This window comes from Prevotella mikamonis (assembly GCF_055381405.1).
On record NZ_AP035785.1, the window covers coordinates 2,595,242 to 2,614,768 of the forward strand.

A 19,527-nucleotide genomic window follows, 5' to 3' on the forward strand; every position below is an offset into this window, starting at 1 on the left:
TTTTTGTTTTGGGGAATATCAATTCTCTCTATTTCTTACTTTCAACCGTAATACCAACCAGTTCTACGGTGAAGACGAGAGTAGAGTAAGGTTTGATTTTACCGGCCTGACGGTCACCGTATCCAAGTTCCTGAGGGATGAACAGCTCCCATTTGCTTCCCATGGGCATCATGGTCAGTGCTTCTGTCCAGCCTTTGATGACTTGATTACAGCGGAAAGATGTGGTCTGTGGGTTGCGATTATAGCTGTTGTCGAATTCTGTACCGTCTATCAGTTTGCCAACATACTTCACGGTTACCTCCTGCGTCTCTGTGGGTTTAGCGCCGTTACCAGCCCTGAGTATCTTGTACTGTAGTCCGCTAGGCAACGTCACCACTCCCTCTTTCTTTGCATTGCGAGCTAACCAGTCTGCATTCTCTTTCTTGTAAGCAGCGTTTTTTAGCTCTTGGTCGGCAGCCATACGCTCGCGGTACATCTTATCGGCAGCTGTCAGGGTATATAGTGTGGTGTCGTTGGTCAGGGCGGCAATGAATCCTGCATGGAACTTCTCTTGATTGATAGAATCGCGTGTACCCTCAAATGCACTGCGAGCATGTGTGATGATGCGCTCGTTCACCATGTTGGCTATCTGTCCGCCGGCATTGTAAGCCTTAAACTTCGGGTCGTTAGAGCGATTCAGCGCGTCGCGGAAACCCTGTATGAAGTCGGCCATATAAGTGGTGTCTACCTCATATTGTTGCTTGATAAAGGGAATCAACCCCTGCGTGGCCGACATTCCTGCTGCGTAGCTTACCGAGTCGCTGGGGGTAACCAGTTTGATGGTAATCGCTGTCTGTGCAGCCTGTTTCTTCTTGTTCTTGTCTTTGGCCTGAAGAGTCAGAGCCTGTGTACCCATCAGGAGGGCGATGGAGATTAAAATGGTTTTCTTCATTTCTGTTATGTTTTATATGCAACAAACCCCCTCTCCACGAGGGAAAGAGGGTTTGTTTTAATTAAATATGGTCAGGTAAGCGGTTTACTTCACGCCTAACAATTCTATCTTGAAGATAAGGGCAGAGAAAGGTTTGATAGGACCTTGCTCGCGTTCGCCGTATGCAAGGTTCTGAGGAATATACACTTCCCATACCGAACCTACAGGCATGTGAACCAAAGCATCGGTCCAACCCTTGATTACCTGGTTGGCACGGAGGCTTACAGGGTTGCCACGCTGGTAAGAACTGTCGAACACCTTGCCGTCGATAGTCTTGCCTTCGTACTGTACTTCTACCATAGAAGTGTCTTTCGGCATAGCGCCCTTACCCTCTTTGATGACCTTGTATTGCACCCCGCTAGGCAATGTCTTCACACCGGCCTTGCTCTTGTTGGCTGCGAGGAACTTCTCGCCTGCTTCCTTGTTAGGGCCATACTGTTTCTCCATGTTCTTGCCCTTGATGCGTGCCATCATTGTCTGAGCTATCATCTGAGCCTGCTCCTGAGTCATCTTCACGTTGCCGGTCTTGCCGGTTGTGCCTGCAATGAATCCTGCCATGAAGTTCTTCATAGAGATAGTCTTGGTAGAATCATCACCGAATACTTCGTGATTGATGCCCTTGAACATCTGCTGACTAATCTGCTGGCCAATCTGAATACCTGCATAGTAGGCAGCCTTCTTCTTGTTGTCACCGGCATTAGCACCTTCGTTCAAACCCTTGATGAAGTCTTCCATATAGGTAGTGTCAATCTGCATACGGCCTACGAGATAGTCTTTCAGGCCCTGAGTCTGCGACAGTCCCATAGCGTAACTCATCGTATCAACATCATTTTTAAGGTCAGCCTTGGGGGTTGAGTTGCCGCATGATGTCAGGGCGGCTACACTGATAGCCAAAGCGGCTACGATTGAAAGTTTTTTCATTATTTTATAATTGATTTTTTAAGATATTCCTATTTGACGGCTACCAACTCTACATCGAAAATCAATGCTGCGCAAGGAGGAATAGATGCCCCTGCACCACGCTCGCCATAACCCAACTGGTAGGGGATGAAGAAACGGTACATAGCGCCTTCCTGCATCAACTGCAAGCCCTCAGTCCAGCCTGCAATAACCTGGTTCAGGCCGAAAGTAGCGGTCTGTCCGCGGTCGTAACTGCTGTCAAACTGTGTTCCGTCAATCAATGTACCGCGATAGTGGCACTCCACTTGGTCGGTAGCCTTGGGACTCTTGCCGTTGCCTTCGCGCAACACCGTATATTGCAGACCGCTGGCAGTGGTCTTTACGTCTTCTTTCTTGGCATTCTCTTGCAAGAAAGCTTCGCCCTCTTCCCTGGCTGCCTTGCCCTTCTCGGCGGCAGCGGCTTGCTGTTGGGCTTCTTTCTCTGCAAAGAAATTCTGTACGATGGTCTGCGCTTCCTGGTCGCCGAGTTTCAGCTCTGCACCGGCAATCACATCTTTGATGGCCTGTGCGAAATCATCGATGTTCAAGCCTTCGGCACCCATTCCCGACAGCTGTCGGCCGATACCCAATCCTAAAGCGTAACTTACTTTATCCATAAATATATGTTCTGTTGTTATAATAATGTGCTTATATTTTTGCAAAGTTACCATTTTTTATCTGACTTTCTTTCGCGCGATAGCCAAAAAATCCTTAATTTTATGGGGGAGTAGAGAGTTTTGCACGTCTCTCAGAATGATAGAAGAATGGAGTGTTTAGGTGGCCGACAGTGTTGAGACTGATTGGCTTGCCATCTCGTCAATTTAAAATATATGAAGCATATCGTATTTCTAACCGGAGCAGGGATGTCGGTGGAGAGTGGATTCAAGACTTTTCGCGGCAACGATGGATTGTGGGAGAACTATCCTGTAGAGCAGATTGCCACCCACGAAGGATGGGAGGCCGACCCCACATTGGTGACTAACTTCTACAATATGTTGCGTAAGAAATTGTATCAGGCTGTGCCCAACGAGGGCCATCGGCTCATCCGTGAGTTGGAAAAGCAGTTCGATGTGACCGTGGTTACGCAGAATGTAGACAATCTGCACGAGAAAGCCGGCTCGTCGCGGGTTGTCCACCTGCACGGCGAACTGGCTAAAGTGTGTTCCAGCCGTGTCCCTTACGACAGTCGGTTCATACGCGAACTGCCTGAAGACGACTGCGAGATACAGCCGGGAACCAAGGCCGGCGACGGTTCGTTGCTGCGTCCTTTCATCGTGTTTTTCGGCGAGTCTGTTCCAATGATGGACTCTGCCGCCCTGGCAGCTCGCCAATCCGATGTGTTCGTTATCATCGGGACGTCGCTCAATGTCTATCCGGCTGCCGGACTCGTACAGTATGTTCGCCCAGGCGTACCGGTCTACCTCATCGACCCGAACCCTGTGAATACTGTCGGCCGACCGATAATCCACATTGCGAAAGGGGCGTCGGAGGGTATGCGACAGCTCGTCAGCGAATTGGAAAAACTTTGAATTGACATAAAACAGTAGTATATGAAACGAATAATGATAGTCATGTTGCTGTTCGTCTCGATGGCGTGCAGCGCACAGTCGCAAATACAATTAGACTCCCTGATCCAGACTTATAACACAACTTGGCACTTGTACAAGAGTCCTTCTACGAGCCTTTTCTTCAGCCTGAATACCTGCACGGGCGAATTGAAGCAAGTGTCTTTGGGTACTACACTTAGCAGCAGGCGTGGTATCACGGTTATCAATGCCCGCCCACTCGTGCCGGCAGAGGCGCAGTATAAGGGGCGTTTTGCCCTGGTCTTCCATCCCAGCAGCCATGCCTTCGTACTGTTTGATACCGAAGACGGGCGTGCTTGGGAAATTTCTTCCCGCAAAACGTTCTCGCTCGATTACCATTACCAGATGTCGCCCCTGAGCGAATCGGAGTAGCATGTCGTCTCGGCTCAACTGCAACAGAACCGGCCTGACAGCTCCATCTCAGTTTGCTTGTGTCTCGTCTGTCCGTCACTCATCAAAGTGCAAAGCCTCGGCAGTGTTGCTGCCGAGGCTTAACAGCAACACTGCCAAGGCTTTGCAGCCATACTGTTGCAGCCTTGCAGGGGAACATCTGTTTTTTTATTTTAAATCAACCGGTGTACAGGTGTAAATCTTTAGTTTGCTATCGGGTTGCTTCTATTGTATAAGTGAAACTGTCAGCGCGGTAATATCCAATATTGAATTCAATGGGTTTACCGTCCTGGTCATATACAAATCGCTTACGGATAAGAATCGGGTCTTTGTCGTCGATACGTAGTGCCTTGGCAATGAAGCTTCCGGCAAGTGCAGCGCGTATCTCTTCCTTGCTGGTTTTGACTATAACATTATAATCCTTCTCAAGGATTTCATATAGCGGTTTGGCAAAATTCTCTTCGACTGTAAATGGTATTTCAGGATTGAAATAAGACTTGAAATAAACGAATGGAAACTCTTTGTTTCCTCGTACACGCTCCAGAACAAGGCAGTTTGTGGCATTGTCATCGTTAGGAAGATTGAAAAAGTTTCTTATTTCCATCTCACGCGGATTCATAAAGCTCACATGCAGTTCGTAATTACGAATCTCGATACCAAGCCTTTTCATCTCCTGAGAGAAACTGAGCCAATTCTGTACTCTGCTTACTAAACCTTTCTGTACGACCTTGGTGCCTATTCCTCGCTTGCGTATCAATAATCCTTCGAAAACAAGTTTGTTAATAGCTTGTCTCAAAGTGTTTCTGGAGATGTTTAATTGTTCAGACAATTCAACTTCATTGGGAATAAATTTCCCGCGCTGATATTCGTCTTTACTTATCAACTGTCGGAGAATGGCTTCTGCTTGTTCATGTAATGGCTTCTCTGACTGGGGGTTAATGCCTAGTTCCATAGTCTTTAATGATTTTGAAGACAAATATAATGTTTTTCTCAGAAACTTCAAAAAATATTTGGATGCTATTGTTATTATACATATATTTGCACAAAATTAATATGTTCGAACAATCTATTTGAAAATATGAGAAAATCCAATTACGACAAATACCCTGCTACAGCTGTGTCTGGCGACATTGCTATGGGATGGGAAGATATTCTTGACAGGCTCTCCGAAGAATATGCTTCCGCTCAGGTTTGGGCTGTAGAACTGTATACAGGTGTGCATGAAGCCGAAGTAGAGGCTGCGTTTGCAAATTCGGACAGAGAAGTGTTGCGCACAAGAGACTTTATGAAGCCGGAGGCAGAGGTGATGGAACTCACCAGGCGATTTATGACCGACGATGTCTTGTTTGGTTATATTTCCAATGTGCAATTAGAGGAATACTTTGATCAGACAAAGATTGGAAACTTGAAGTATAAGACATCTGCCAAGTATGTTGTGATTGGGACAGGGGCGGCTTTGTTTGTAGGCAAGGATGCGCCTGTCTTCTATCTTGATATGGCACGGTGGGAAATCCAGCAGCGTTTCAGGGCTCATACTGTTAAGGCATTGGGTGTTGATAACAGTGCAGAGTCGCCTTCTCTACAGTATAAGAGGGGGTTCTTCAATGATTGGAATATCTGTGACAGGCACAAATACAGTCTTGGAGCGGCTGGTCGTATTGCGTATTGGATTGATACCAACAAAGCCGGCGAACCAAAGATGATTTCCAATGTGTTGATGATGGAAGGCCTGAAGAAGACTGCACGGCAGCCGTTCCGGGTTGTTCCGTTCTTTGACCCGGCTCCCTGGGGAGGGCAGTGGATGAAGACGGTCTGCGGTCTGGATATGGAGAAAATCAACTATGGATGGTGCTTCGACTGTGTGCCGGAAGAGAATAGTCTGTACTTCAATGTGGATGGTGTGGATTTTGAGATGCCGTCGCAAAATCTTGTACTCTTCGAAACTCGTCGTCTGCTTGGTGAAGCTGTAGAGAGCCGTTTCGGAAAGAGTTTTCCTATCCGCTTTGACTTCCTTGACACGATGGAAGGTGGAAACCTTAGTCTTCAGGTTCATCCAACGACGCAGTTTGTACACGAGAACTTTGGCATACATTATACGCAAGACGAAAGCTATTATCTGCTCGATGCTACTGACGAAGCTGTTGTCTACCTGGGATTGAAAGAAGGCATAGACAAGGAGCAGATGATTGACGATTTGCGTGCAGCCCAGAAGGGGAATCTGGTTTTCGATGCAGAAAAATATGTAAACAAGTTCCCTGCAAAAAAGCACGACCATTATTTGATTCCTGGTGGAACTATTCATTGTTCCGGCCAAAACAGTATGGTGCTTGAGATAAGTTCTACACCAAATCTTTTCACCTTCAAACTTTGGGACTGGCAACGTCTCGGCCTTGATGGTAAACCACGTCCTATCAATGTTGAACGAGGGAGACAGGTCATTGACTGGGGGCGCGATACAGAATATGCCCGGAAACACCTTTGCAACCGTTTTTCTGTTATCGAGGAAACCGATGACTATGTGGAAGAACGAACGGGATTGCATCCGAACGAATTTATTGAAACCCGTCGCCATACTTTTACGGGAAAGGTATTTCATAAAACCGACGGAAGTGTAAATGTGCTTAACCTCGTAGATGGGGACGAAGCTGTCATTACAAGCCCGACGAATGCGTTTGAGCCATTTGTCGTACACTATGCAGAAACGTTTATTATCCCAGCCTCTGTTGAAGAATATGTGATAGAGCCTTATGGATTGTCGGCAGGCAAGCGCTGTATGACATTGAAAGCATATGTGAGAATATAGTCTATTACCAAAACCTACTACCTACCTAAATATGAAGTATAAAAAATCTATTATCTTGTGTTCGGTGATGTCAATTCTCTTGACAGTTGGATTTACATCATGCGATAGTGACCGGAGTGCTGTTAATCTGCTGACTCTCAGCCAGTACACGGCCACTGTGAAAATTGGTGATACCGTTGCTGTCGATATCAACTTGTCAGACCCATCTGCAGTAAATGCTATTAACGTAAAGAAAAGTATCAATGGTAAGACCGTTGAGTCGTACGAGCATACTTTTCAGGCGGCTTCTATGACGTTTCCATACACCTTCAGGCAGGAAATCGTGTCTGGAGATGAGACTGGTATTCTTGTCTATTCTTTCTATGCCAAAGATGCTAATAATGATAACGTTGATGCTGCCGACATTGTTTGTACGGTGGATATAGCGCAGATGCCACTTCTCCTGAAGTATGATTGGAAGTTGACTTCTCAGATTATTCAAAGCGATGATTATGCTACGGCCGATATGAAAGACAACATCAATCGCTTCAATCCCGACCTAACCTGGGAGGTAGATTGGGGAGATGTGTATTCGGCAGGCAGGATGGAAACTCTGGATTCTTACTGCTCATGGCAGGCTGTCATGAATGGTGCGAAGGTAGATTCTCTCTATACGATTAAGTATAATATCTTCTCGCCTGCTGCCCCTGTCATTACTAAATACAAGGTACTTCAACTCGAAGACCGAAAAATGATTCTCGAAAGTCGCCAAGATCTTTCATTCCTTCCAGGATATGCAGCTGATGAGCGTGTGGTCGAAACGTTCGAACCAGTTTCAAAGACAGACGACTTCCGCCCGTATGGTGGTGCAAATCCGGCAAGCTATCATATTGAAGCCTGTAATCCGGGCAGCTATTAATCTTTAATTGTTTAGAGTATGAAAACGCAAAAACATATGAAATTTTTCCTATTGCTTCTCGCCATGTTCGTGTCTGTGGCAAGCGCTATGGCCCAACAGCAAATCACAGGTGTAGTTGTGGATGCCGGCGATGCACCAATTCTGGGTGCTACAGTAGCTGTCAATAAAGGTAAGGCAGCTACTATTACCGACCTGGATGGTCGTTTCAAAGTAATGGCTTCTCCGAACGATGTCATTAGTGTGTCTTATATCGGTTATCAGACTGCCACTGTTAAAGTCGTAGCAGGTAAAACCACGTATACTATTACTATGCAGGAAGACCTCAAGGCTCTTGATGATGTGGTTGTTGTCGGTTATGGTGTCCAGAAGAAGAGCGATCTTACATCTGCCATTTCTACTATCAAGGCCGACGAACTTAGTCGTACCGCGATAACATCTTTCGACCAGGGACTCCAAGGGCGTGCATCGGGTGTAGTGGTAATGAATACATCGGGACAACCTGGTGGTGGCACTTCTATTCGTATTCGTGGTACAAGTTCTATCAATGGTAACAACGAACCACTTTACGTTATCGACGGTATGCCGGTGATTAGCGACCCGACATCGTTGTCAACAGGTGCTACCAAGAATCCTACGCTGAATCCTCTTACCACAATTAATCCTAGCGATATAGAGTCTGTGGAGATTCTCAAGGATGCTTCTGCAACAGCTATCTACGGTTCTAGAGGTGCCAATGGTGTTGTGCTTGTTACGACAAAGCAAGGAAAGTCTGGTAAGCCTGTCATCAATTTTGGTTCACATCTCTCTTTTCAGCATCTTTCAAAGAAGATGGATATGCTTAATGCTGTTCAGCTTGCAAATCTTGCTAACGAAGCTGCTGACAATGACGGTGTAGAGCGAAAGCCTGTTTTTGCGGGCTTGAATAACCTTGCAAAGTCCTCGACAGACTGGCAAGACGAAATATTCCGCACCGCTTTGTTGCAGAATTATGATGTTTCTATTGCCGGTGGTACTGATAAGACTAAGTATCTTGCATCTGGCAATCTTGTGCTTCAGGATGGTATCATCATCGGTTCAGACTTTGGAAAGGGTAATTTCCGTATGAACTTCTCACAAGAAATCAATAAGTGGCTTACATTCGGGGTTACAAGTAATTTGAGCTATAGCCAATCACATGGCGTTGTAACGAACTCAGAGGGTGGTTTTGCATCGAGTATCACTTCATGGGCATTAGAGATGAATCCAGCACTCGGTGTTTATACTAATGGGGAGTACACATACGAGAACAATCTTTCGTCTCCTAATGTGGGTAATCCTGTTCAGGATGCTTATGAAGCAAAGAATACAAATACGACCTTCCGTACACTCGATAATGCCTATTTGCAGTGGAACCCTATTGCAAGTCTTATCCTCAAGTCAAGTATCGGTATAGACTATTTCAACATTAAAGACCAGTCGTTTGCCCCGAAGACTATCAAACGGGCAGAGTCGAATGGTGGATATGCCAACATAGGACATCGTGATGGTTACACGTGGGTATGGGAAAATACGGCCAATTATCTTAGAAGTTTCGGCAAGCACAACTTCAATTTCCTGGCTGGTATGACAGCACAGGGATTCAGAAGTGAAATTTCTAATGTTGCTACAGCCGATTTTGAAGATGGATTCCTGGGCTATCATTCCATCCAATCGGGTAGTCTTACGCAGCTTGCAACATCAGGCATCGCTGAGTGGCAGATGGTGTCTTACCTCGGACGTGTAAACTATAACCTTGCAGAAAAATATCTTTTCTCAGTTTCTGGGCGTGTCGACGGCTCTTCAAAGTTCGGTAGAGGAAATAAGTACGGTTTCTTTCCTTCTGCGTCTGCGGCATGGAGAGTCTCTGAAGAAAAGTTTATGAAAAATCAGAGTACGGTTTCTAACCTTAAACTCAGATTGAGTTATGGTGTAGTGGGCAATGAAGGTATTGCTCCTTACAGTTCACAGGGCCTGATGTATGCTACTGAAGCCTACTTCGGAAACTCAGAAGTAGCAACGGGGCTAGCACCTTATACCTTGAGTAATCAGGATTTAAAGTGGGAGACAACAGCGCAGACCAACCTTGGTTTTGATCTCGGTTTATTCAGTAACAGATTGAATCTTACTGCAGATTTCTATGTGAAGAAGACTTCGAACTTGCTTCTTAATATGCCAGTATCATACCATAGTGGTTACGATGCCATCATGAAGAACGTTGGTAATCTTGAAAACAAAGGATTTGATTTTACCATCAATGCAGTGCCATTTGCCGGTAAGTTCAACTGGAATATAGATGTTACATTCGGGTATAACAAGAACAGGATTACCGATCTTGCTGGTTCAACGGAGTCGCTTCACGGTGCTTCCATCCTAGGTATTACATATTGGACAAGAATTACCGAAGGCAAGCCTATCGGAACGCTCTATGGTTATCGGACTAATGGTATCGTGCAGTCTGATGAAGTCCCTGGACAGATTCCATTCTTTGCTGGAAAAACCCTCAGAGTTGGAGACAGGAAGTATGTAGACAAAGATGAAAACGGAGTATTGAACGAGAACGACCTTTACGAGTTGGGCAATGCTAACCCTGATATAGCTTATGGTCTTAACAATACGTTCAGCTATACTTTCAACGATAAGTCTTCCCTCTCGTTGACCGTTTATCTCCAAGGCAATATCGGCAATAAGATAGTGAACTTCAATAAGTTCTCTCTAGAGAGTCTCGATGGCTACCACAATAACTCTGTAGCAGTATTGAACCGATGGACACCAGACAATCCTTCGAGTATTTATCCACGTGCTACCATGCAGTCGGCAGGCTATATTCTCTCCGACCATTATGTTGAAAGCGGTACGTATATGAGAGTAAAAGATATCACACTTAGCTACACTTTCAATAAAACGCTATTGAGCAAGTTCCTCTGCACTGGTCTTACAGTTTACGTTGGTGCTAAGAATATGTTTACCATTACAGACTATTCCGGCTACGACCCAGAAGTAAGCCGTTTCGCAAATGACAATCTCTCTATGGGTGCTGATTACGGAACTTATCCAATGAGCAAATCTATTGAATTCGGTTTAAAAGCTAACTTCTAAAAACTTCCAATATGAAAAAGTATATATATTACTTCATAGCAACTGCGCTTTTGTCCTCTTGTAGCAGTGACTTTCTAGAAGAGACTCCAAAGGGAAATATGACAACGGGGAGTTACTATAAAACGTCTCAGCAGGCAGTATCGGCTACCAATGCTATCTACGATTATCTCATCAGCGGGTATTCACCAAATGGCCTTTGGGACGAGAACTTTGGTGGGTTGTTCTATAATTATTACTGGGTGTTGCAAGATTTGGCATCCGACAATGCCGGCTCTAATAATACCAGCAACGATTTCAAGTCTATTGACAATCTGGAAATCGACAAATACAACAAACCTCTTGAGATACTTTGGCGCGATTTTTATCAGACAGTGAAGTGTTGCAATGTTGTCATCGACAAAATACCTGGAGTAGAAATGGATGAAACTTTGAAGAACCAACTGCTGTCCGAAGCTCGTTTCTTCCGTGGAATGGTTTATTTCGACCTCGTCCGTATGTTCGGTGATGTCCCCCTTCGTCTTCATGATATGACAGGAGCAAGTGATGAACAGATGCCTAGAACACCGGCTATCCAGATTTATGCTCAGATTTTTGAGGACTTGCAGTTTGCAGAAAAGAATATGAACTATGCTGCACGTCAGGGGGGTGGGCGTCCTTATGCCCTTTCTGCTACAGCCCTTCTAGCACGTGTTTATAACACATATGCCGCCGAAACGGGCGACAAAAGTTACTATCAGCGTGCCATCGACTGTGCCCAGCGTGTTATCCCATCGTTCCCAATGATGAGCAACTTTGCCGATTTGTATAAGATAGCCAATCGTTTCAACTCTGAAATCATCTATGGTGTGAACTTCAATACAAGTCTTAGCGAAGGATGGAAAGGTGGGCAATTCCTTGTACGTCTCCTTCCAAACATGGATACGGGCAAGGGTGGTCCTAACAATGCACAGGGTTGGGAATATTGCACTGATAATCTTTACGATAGTTACGATGCTAACGATCTTAGAAAAGATATTACTGTCAAAAAGCGCTTTACTTACAATGATGGTTCGGTAGAGACATTGCCCAAGGCCTATTTCTTCAAGTATTGGGATCAGTCTGCCGAGCCAAAAGGTAATAACTCCGATGCTATCTTCCCGGCAATTCGTACAGCGGAGATGTATCTGATTATTGCTGAGGCATCTAACGAACTACACTCTGCTCCTACAGCAGAGGCTAAGAATGCTTTGAAGGCTGTAAGAACAAGAGCAGGGCTTGGAAACAATCCTATTCCTACAAGCTATACTGACTTCAAGAAGGCAGTTCTCGATGAATATCGTCATGAGTTTGCTATGGAAGGCCATCGTTGGTTTGACCTGAAACGAATGCTTGCACCACAGGAGTTCGTGAATGTAATCAAAACAGCTAAAAGCAGTTCTAAGCCGCGCGTAGAGAATAGGTACTTCCCCATACCCCAAAGAGAAATTAACCTGTCAAATGGGCAGCTAACACAGAATGACGGATATTAATCTTTAATTTACGTATGAAGAAAAAACTTTTCATGACCCTTTCTTTTGTCTTGATAGCTTGTTCTGCAAGTTTAGCAAGAGTAGATAAGGGTGATAGTAATAGCAATAGCAAAAAAGCCCCCGTGGATTATGTAGATCCTTTTATCGGAACCAGTAATTCGCGTTGGGCTCTGCATCCCGGTCCCTGCATGCCATTCGGTATGGTACAGTTGGCGCCAGACAATCAAGATACAGGTTGGAAGGCTGGTTACGAATACAATATTCATAACATTGCCGGATTCTCCCATATCCACGGTTGGACTTTAGCTGGACTGTTGGCGATGCCTACGACTGGCGAACTCAAAATCGTTCCTGGCGATGAAGATAAACCGTGGTCGGGCTATCGTTCTAATATCCGTAAGGAAACAGAAGTGAGCAAAGTTGGGTATTATTCCGTTATACTCGACGATTACAATGTAAAAGCTGAGCTTACTTCTACAGAACGTGTGGGGGTACACCGTTACACATTCCCTAAAAATTATCGTTCTCGTATTCTCTTTGATCTCAATATCAACGATGAATATGGTTACGAACTCACCAATAGCTATATTACCAAGGTCTCTGACACAGAAATAAAAGGCTTCACTTTCCAACAAGGACATGCTGGTGCAAGCTTTCAGAATTATATGGTATGTTTCTATATCAAATTCAACAAGCCATTCATAACATTCAATGGATGGAAGAAAGACAAGGTTTCACGTAATGTAGATGGTACTTTTTCGTCTGGTTGGGGGAATAAAAAAGCTGGCTTTTTTGTGGAATACGATACAGAAAAAGACGAGCAGATAGAGTTCCAGGTAGGACTTTCCTTTGTTAGTCCTGAACAGGCAAAATTGAATCTCGAAGCAGAGATGTCCCCATTCAACAGCAACTTTGATGCTATTGTTAAGAATCAACAAGATAAATGGAATGAGATTCTTGGCAAGATAGAGATTACTTCCAATGATGAGGCGGCGAAACGCAAGTTCTATACAAACTTTTACAGAACTTATTGTGCACGAATGATAATGAGCGACGTAGATGGTAAGTATGTTGACATGTACGAAAAGCCACAGAAATTGAGCAATCCTTCTTCTCCTATGATTGGCAGCGATGCCTATTGGAATACTTTCTGGAATCTTAATGGTTTGTGGAATCTCTTTACTCCCTCGGTTTCAAAGACTTTCATCAACACCATGCTTGAGATGTACGATAAGGGCGGTTGGTTACCTAAAGGGCCAGCTGGTCTGGAATATACCGGTATCATGGTCGCCTCTCATGCTACAGAACTTATTACCTCAGCATATATGGCTGGTATTCGCGACTTCGATACGTCGAAGGCTTTTGAGGCGATGTTGCATCAGCAGACGGTTCAGGGACGTCCTCACGAGGCTGATGGGTGGGTCGGAAACAGGCATTTGAATGCTTATATGAAACACGGTTATGTGCCTACCGAAGTAGGGCCTGTATCCAATACATTGGAATATGCTTACGACGACTGGGCTTTCAGCGAATACGCCAAAGCTCTAGGTAAGAGTGAAGTTGCTGCAAAGTTTGCTAAGCGTGCACGTAATTTTGAAAATATTTTCGATTCGAATGTGAAATATGTTCGTATGAAGAATGCTGACGGCAGTTGGTACGAGCCGTTCGATTCCTTGGGTAATACAACTTTTCTTGGGGCAGGTTTCGTGGAAGGCAACGCATGGCAATATACATGGTTTGTACCTCATGATGTGAAATACGTGGTAGACTTTCTTGGCAAGGATGAATTCTGTACTCGTCTGAACAGGGGATTCGTTACATCGGAGAAATGGCATTTCAGTTCTGAAAGCGTCGATTTCTCCGAGAGTCTCAGTTCTATGGGGGTACTCCCTATCAATCATGGTAACCAGCCCAATATGCAAGCTGCTTATCTTTTCAATTATGCCGGAAAGCCTTGGCTTACACAAAAGTGGGTACGCTCTATCATGAATGGATTTTATGGTGACAAGCCTGAAGGAGGTTGGATGGGCGACGAAGATGAAGGCCAGATGGGGGCATGGTATACCCTCAGTGCACTTGGACTCTTCCAGATGCAGGGAGGTTGTGCTGTAGAACCAATTTGGGATCTTGGCAGCCCTGTATTCTCTAAAGTAGTATTGCATCTCGATAAGCAATACTATGGTGGAAAGACCTTTACTATCGAAGCCCAGAACGCATCGCCAGAGAATATCTACGTGCAGAGAGCATATCTCAACGGCAAGTTGCTTGATAGGTCTTGGATTTACCATAAAGATATAGTAAACGGTGGTACCCTGAAATTTGTAATGGGGGCGAAGCCCAATACCAAATGGGGTAGTGCTGATGCTGCTATGCCTCCAACGATGTCTCACCCTACATCCTACAAATGATTACGTATGCGACTGAAAACTATCTTTTTCTTACTGAGTCTGTTTTTCATTCAGGGTTTTGCACAGGATAATGTCAGTATCCGTATTGACACTGTTTTTGCAAAGATACTCTTCAAGTCTGGAGTGGGAAACGTTACTGGTGGTGACGGCGCTATCTCATTCCCTCTGCCGGGTAGTAGGTCGTTGTTCCTTTGGGGCGACTCCTTTTATGGTGGCGTATCGGGCAACACCCGTCCTTCCGATGCTCCTTTCATCAGTGGAAACTCAATCTCTGTCGTAGAGGGAGAAAAGGCTGTCACTATAACAAAAGGAACACCTGATGCCCCTGCTGCGTTTTTCACGACTCCCAACAAGGATAGCCTGCGGACAGTACAGTGGCCTGGACATGGCTTCTGCAAGAGTGGTTCTGCCTATATCTTTCTGGAGAATATCGTCATGACGGGCAAAGGGACTTTCGATTTCTACTGGCATTCCATCGATTTGGCCGAAGTAAGCCTGAAAGATTTCAGAATTGTGCGTACATTCAACATACCGTCAAAGGCTATTAACGGTATTCACTTCGGATTTGGATGTATGCAGGAGAAAGATTATATTTACACCTATGGTTCAAAAAAGATAGGTGAGAAAAACAAATTGTTTGTCATGCGCTACAAGAATACCAGTCCGGAAAACCTCGACATGGAGTTCTACACAGGTAAAGGTTGGAGTCGTAATGCTGTCGAAGCCACACCTCTGTCGGGCAAGATGGTGAGCCTTTCAGAGCAGTTCTCAGTGTTCAGATATAAGAAGAAGTATGTATTGCTCACGCAGAAGCATGGCAGTAGGGAAATCTATACCTATGTTTCTTCTACGCCTTATGGTCCGTGGGGTAAGGAACACATGATTTACGATACTCCTGAATATGGATTGAAGAAGGGGTGGACTACGTACAACGCTATGGCACATCCCCAGTATATTGACCGCGGATGGATGTTGGTGGGCTATTGTGTGAATACCCTTGACTTCCCACAACTGTGGAGCGACATTACTTCTTATCAGCCCAGATTCTTCTGGGTGAAATTAAAAGATATCTTAAAGTGAAAAATATGAATAGCAAATCTACTCTTCTCCAGATAATCCCCCTCATGCTGGGATTCTTCGTTATGGGCTTCTGTGACATTGTGGGTATGTCGTCCGACTATGTGCAGCGCTCTTTCGGCTGGTCGGCCACCATGACAGGTTTTGTACCCTCTATGGTTTTCATCTGGTTTCTGTTTCTCAGTATTCCCTTTGCAAACGTCATGAACCGCATAGGTCGTAAGAATACTGTCATCGTGAGTCTTATTGTTACCGTGGCAGGAATGCTCTTGCCATTGTTCTATTATGATACTGTGACCTGCGTGTTGGCCTTTGCTCTCCTTGGTATTGGTAATACTATTATCCAGGTATCGCTGAATCCTCTGGTTACGAATGTTATCAAAAACAAGCGGTATCTTACAAGTTCACTTACGGCAGGACAGGTGGTGAAAGCCGTTTCGTCGCTTTGCGGACCGGAAATCGTAATCTTAGCCGTTCACCAATGGGGCGAAGAAAAGTGGTTCTATTGCTTTCCAATTCTTGGCCTTATCACAATTATTACGGGTATATGGCTTTGGGCTACTCCGATTGAGAAGGAACACGTAGATGCTCCTGACCTTTCTTTTGCTGCGACATTCAGTCTTCTGAAAAACGGCAAAATTCTTATGCTGTTCCTCGGCATCCTATTCATTGTGGGGCTTGATGTCTCCGTAAACTTTATCAGCTCTAAGCTTATGATGACGCGTTTTTCATGGACGGCTGCCGATGCTAAGTTTGCACCGCAGTTCTATTTCCTTTTCAGGACAATAGGTGCTCTTCTCGGTTCTTATTGGCTCACCAGGGTGAGCGAGGCTAGATATTTTAGAATCAACATCGTTCTATGTATCGTGTCTATCCTCGTATTATGGATGAGCAGCGAACCTCATGTGAGTATGGTAGCCATCAGCGCTATCGGATTCTTTGCTTCATCGGTATTCTCTATTATCTACTCTGTAGCCATGCAAATATGCCCCGACAAGGCAAACGACATTTCCGGTTTGATGATGACGGCAGTATCGGGAGGTGCAGTAATAACACCTGTTATAGGTTTCTGCATTTCCAGATATGGAGTAACCAGCAGTGTGTTGGTAATCCTTGTGTGCGCGCTTTACCTTGCTTTATGTGCCTTTACTGTAAATGACAAGGCATTAACGACATAAAAACTATCATAAGACATGGATTATTCTAAAGACAGTAGAGTTGTATTGACCTTAGATGCCGGGGGAACAAATTTTATTTTCTCAGCAATGCAGTATGGCAAGTTCATCGCTGAACCCTATTCCCTGCCTTCTAATGCCGACAATCTTGGAATGTGTCTTGCACAACTCGTAAAAGGATTTGAGCATGTGAAAAGGCTTTGCCCTGAAACTCCTTGTGCAATCAGTTTCGCATTTCCCGGTCCTGCTGACTATGAGCGCGGTGTTATTGGAGACTTACCCAATTTCCCATCATTCCGTGGTGGCGTGGCTCTTGGCCCATTCCTTGAGAGCAAGTTCGATATTCCTGTATTCATCAATAATGATGGGGCTCTCTTTGCATACGGCGAAGCGATGAATGGTGCATTGCCGGAAATCAACAATATGTTGAAACAAAGCGGTAGCACTAAAGTTTATAAACACTTGTTGGGTATTACCCTCGGAACAGGTTTCGGCTGCGGAGCTGTCATCGGTGGCAAATTGCTGATGGGCGACAATGGTCTTGGTGGTAGTATTTGGTGTTTTCGCAATAAGAAGTATAGTGACCATATTATAGAAGAGAGCGTTGCTATCAGGGCAATAAAGCGTGTTTACAAAGAACTAAGCAACGATGCACGCGAGCTTACGCCCAAGGATATTGCTGCTATTGCCAAGAGTAAAGCCGAGGGTGATGTAAAAGCGGCAAGGCTGAGTTTTGCAGAATTGGGCGAGATGGCTGGAGATGCTATTGCAATGGCCGACACTGTTATTGACGGCGTGGTAGTTGTCGGTGGGGGCTTGGCAAATAGTGCCGACCTCATATTTCCAGCCTTGGTTGACGAGATGAATAGTAAGCTCAAGATGATGAATGGTTGTGAAGTCGGCCATATGCAGGCAGTAGTTTATAATCTGGAAGACCCCAAGAGTATGGCAGAATTCTGTAAGATGGGGACTAAGAAGGTGAGAGTGCCAGGAACCGACCACGAAGTAGAGTATCAGGAAAGTAAACGTATCGGCGTCATCCGTTCCCGTTTCGGCACTAGCGAATCCATTTCTCTCGGCGCTTATGTTTTTGCATTGAACAAACTGGATGAATAGAGTAAGCTGTTAAGGAGTTTGTGAGATATAAAAACAGGTTGGAATCGAATTTGGTTCCAACCTGTTTTATATATATGCTCAATTTTCCTTCTCAGACTGCAAAGCCTTGGCAGTGTTGCTGCAAGGTGCAAACAGGAATGCTGCAAAGCCCGGGCAGCGATGCTGCCGGGCCTTTGCAGAAAATCGAGTGTCAGTAGGCTGTGAGTCGATTGAGACTATTAAAATAACACAACCTTCAATGTATGAAAGATTTTCAAACTCAGACTGTTTGTATTATTTATGATGGCTATGTTACTCGGAATGTTGAATGAACTGATTGTTACTGGCATGCTTGAATGAATTCAACATTTAAAGCAGACTGTTATTATATACATAACACATACAGGAGAGGATATTTACTTTCCCAGTTATATATGATTGAAATTAAGGATGTGTTTTCCAATACTCATCCAAAGTCCCTGTGTACCAAGCCTTCATGGGTGCAATTACCCAGTCAGCAGGAGGATTCTTATAAGGAGACTCTGTCGGTATGCCCAATTTGTCATCCCCAGGCACCAAATTTAAATCAGTTACATATAAATGTCCCACATTCAGTTTATAAGCCTTTTCATACACGTCCTTTAATTGTTCTTTCTTTACTCCATAAACAACATGCCAAATACGATTAGATGGCTGGCGAATCATCTTTTTAGTGGGTTGATACCAAGTCTTAGGGGTGGCAGATAAGTATTCGTCAGCAGTTGTCTCTATTGTCATATAAGTATCTACAGGAATATCTAACAAACCATCAGCTATGGTCGTACCAGGATTCCCTACTATGTAGAAATCCTTACCATAACGAGCCTTAATACTCTGAACAAGATCTCGATACCAGTCAAGACGTTCTGCATGACTTCCCATACACGAACTGAATTCATCTAAGAAAACTCCTTCAAAAATAGGATAATTCTTCTTGCAATGATCTAATACCTCTAAAATGTATTCCTTTGACCACTTTGCAGCATCAGCTCTACCTTCACCCCACTTTGTCGGATTACCAGCCATTCCTTTGTGAGTTGGGACATAATACAAGACTTTTTTTGCACCAGCGGCTTTTGCTTCCTCTCCTGCACGTTTATATATATTGATACGTGTTTTATCAGTCCAGTCGTTCTCCGAATGATTTAATATAACAAAACTTAAACCGCCAGCTCTAAAATATTGTTTCCATACGCTGGCATCGCCTTTGTCTAAGTCAGGCCAATGATAGCTAATGGGAGCATAACTTCTCTCTTTGGCTGATTCTTCTACTGGATTTTCCTGAGTTTCGTCTGTCAATTCATTATTACAAGCGCAGAATATAATAATGAAACTCAACATCAGGCTTGTAACAATACTTACTTTTTGTGTCTTCATCTCTTTGTATAATTATAAAATTGATTTCAGTTCTCTATTTTTTCTAAGCGGAATAATAATGATGAGTATCCCCCTCACAAGAGCTACAAGGTATTACTATCTTGTTCATATGAAAAAGATAAATTCACCGAATATACCAATACTTATT

Annotated in this window: 15 protein-coding genes; 10 read left to right on the forward strand and 5 right to left on the reverse strand. The window is 44.4% G+C overall.

Features of this window, described 5'->3' with window-relative positions; all coding sequences use genetic code 11:
- Positions 1 to 28: 28 nt before the first annotated feature.
- The 3 genes from ACZ42L_RS10840 to ACZ42L_RS10850 all read right to left on the reverse strand — a co-directional run bounded on the left by ACZ42L_RS10840 (position 29) and on the right by ACZ42L_RS10850 (position 2,526).
- Positions 29 to 931 (reverse strand): FKBP-type peptidyl-prolyl cis-trans isomerase, encoded by a 903-nt coding sequence (locus ACZ42L_RS10840; RefSeq protein WP_464716098.1) that lies wholly within the window; start codon positions 929 to 931, stop codon positions 29 to 31.
- Between the two features lie 84 nt (positions 932 to 1,015).
- Positions 1,016 to 1,891 (reverse strand): FKBP-type peptidyl-prolyl cis-trans isomerase, encoded by an 876-nt coding sequence (locus ACZ42L_RS10845; RefSeq protein ID WP_464699200.1) that lies wholly within the window; start codon positions 1,889 to 1,891, stop codon positions 1,016 to 1,018.
- Positions 1,892 to 1,920: 29 nt separating this feature from the next.
- Entirely contained in the window at positions 1,921 to 2,526 is a 606-nt protein-coding gene (locus tag ACZ42L_RS10850) for an FKBP-type peptidyl-prolyl cis-trans isomerase (protein WP_464716099.1), read from the reverse strand.
- A 213-nt stretch (positions 2,527 to 2,739) separates the two neighbouring features.
- On the opposite strand from ACZ42L_RS10850, the gene ACZ42L_RS10855 reads away from it, so the two are divergent.
- Positions 2,740 to 3,438, forward strand: coding sequence for an SIR2 family NAD-dependent protein deacylase (locus ACZ42L_RS10855; RefSeq protein WP_464699204.1), 699 nt, complete (start codon positions 2,740 to 2,742; stop codon positions 3,436 to 3,438).
- Positions 3,439 to 3,459: 21 nt separating this feature from the next.
- On the forward strand, positions 3,460 to 3,867 hold the full coding sequence (locus tag ACZ42L_RS10860; protein ID WP_464716100.1) for a hypothetical protein: 408 nt from the start codon (positions 3,460 to 3,462) through the stop codon (positions 3,865 to 3,867).
- A 229-nt stretch (positions 3,868 to 4,096) separates the two neighbouring features.
- Here ACZ42L_RS10860 and ACZ42L_RS10865 read toward each other — a convergent pair whose 3' ends face one another.
- Positions 4,097 to 4,837 (reverse strand): GntR family transcriptional regulator, encoded by a 741-nt coding sequence (locus ACZ42L_RS10865; protein WP_464699208.1) that lies wholly within the window; start codon positions 4,835 to 4,837, stop codon positions 4,097 to 4,099.
- A gap of 126 nt (positions 4,838 to 4,963) precedes the next feature.
- On the opposite strand from ACZ42L_RS10865, the gene ACZ42L_RS10870 reads away from it, so the two are divergent.
- The 8 genes from ACZ42L_RS10870 to ACZ42L_RS10905 are packed head-to-tail and all read left to right on the forward strand — an operon-like array spanning position 4,964 to position 17,984.
- Positions 4,964 to 6,688, forward strand: coding sequence for a class I mannose-6-phosphate isomerase (locus tag ACZ42L_RS10870; RefSeq protein ID WP_464716101.1), 1,725 nt, complete (start codon positions 4,964 to 4,966; stop codon positions 6,686 to 6,688).
- Between the two features lie 31 nt (positions 6,689 to 6,719).
- Entirely contained in the window at positions 6,720 to 7,586 is an 867-nt protein-coding gene (locus ACZ42L_RS10875) for a hypothetical protein (RefSeq protein WP_464699212.1), read from the forward strand.
- 36 nt (positions 7,587 to 7,622) lie between these two features.
- On the forward strand, positions 7,623 to 10,700 hold the full coding sequence (locus ACZ42L_RS10880) for a SusC/RagA family TonB-linked outer membrane protein (RefSeq protein ID WP_464716102.1): 3,078 nt from the start codon (positions 7,623 to 7,625) through the stop codon (positions 10,698 to 10,700).
- Positions 10,701 to 10,711: 11 nt separating this feature from the next.
- Positions 10,712 to 12,208 carry a RagB/SusD family nutrient uptake outer membrane protein gene (locus tag ACZ42L_RS10885; protein ID WP_464716103.1) on the forward strand — a complete coding sequence of 499 codons (1,497 nt, stop codon included), beginning with the start codon at positions 10,712 to 10,714 and terminating at the stop codon, positions 12,206 to 12,208.
- A gap of 14 nt (positions 12,209 to 12,222) precedes the next feature.
- Positions 12,223 to 14,616 (forward strand): GH92 family glycosyl hydrolase, encoded by a 2,394-nt coding sequence (locus ACZ42L_RS10890; protein WP_464716104.1) that lies wholly within the window; start codon positions 12,223 to 12,225, stop codon positions 14,614 to 14,616.
- A 6-nt stretch (positions 14,617 to 14,622) separates the two neighbouring features.
- Positions 14,623 to 15,696, forward strand: a complete 1,074-nt coding sequence (locus ACZ42L_RS10895; RefSeq protein WP_464699219.1) for a DUF4185 domain-containing protein — start codon at positions 14,623 to 14,625, stop codon at positions 15,694 to 15,696.
- A 5-nt stretch (positions 15,697 to 15,701) separates the two neighbouring features.
- Entirely contained in the window at positions 15,702 to 16,871 is a 1,170-nt protein-coding gene (locus tag ACZ42L_RS10900) for an MFS transporter (protein ID WP_464699220.1), read from the forward strand.
- Positions 16,872 to 16,886: 15 nt separating this feature from the next.
- The gene (locus ACZ42L_RS10905; protein ID WP_464716105.1) at positions 16,887 to 17,984 is read left to right on the forward strand and encodes an ROK family protein; all 1,098 of its coding nucleotides are present in this window, start codon (positions 16,887 to 16,889) and stop codon (positions 17,982 to 17,984) included.
- Between the two features lie 423 nt (positions 17,985 to 18,407).
- Here the strand turns inward: ACZ42L_RS10905 and ACZ42L_RS10910 are convergent, their stop codons facing one another.
- Positions 18,408 to 19,379 (reverse strand): spherulation-specific family 4 protein, encoded by a 972-nt coding sequence (locus ACZ42L_RS10910; RefSeq protein WP_464699224.1) that lies wholly within the window; start codon positions 19,377 to 19,379, stop codon positions 18,408 to 18,410.
- Positions 19,380 to 19,527: the final 148 nt, after the last annotated feature.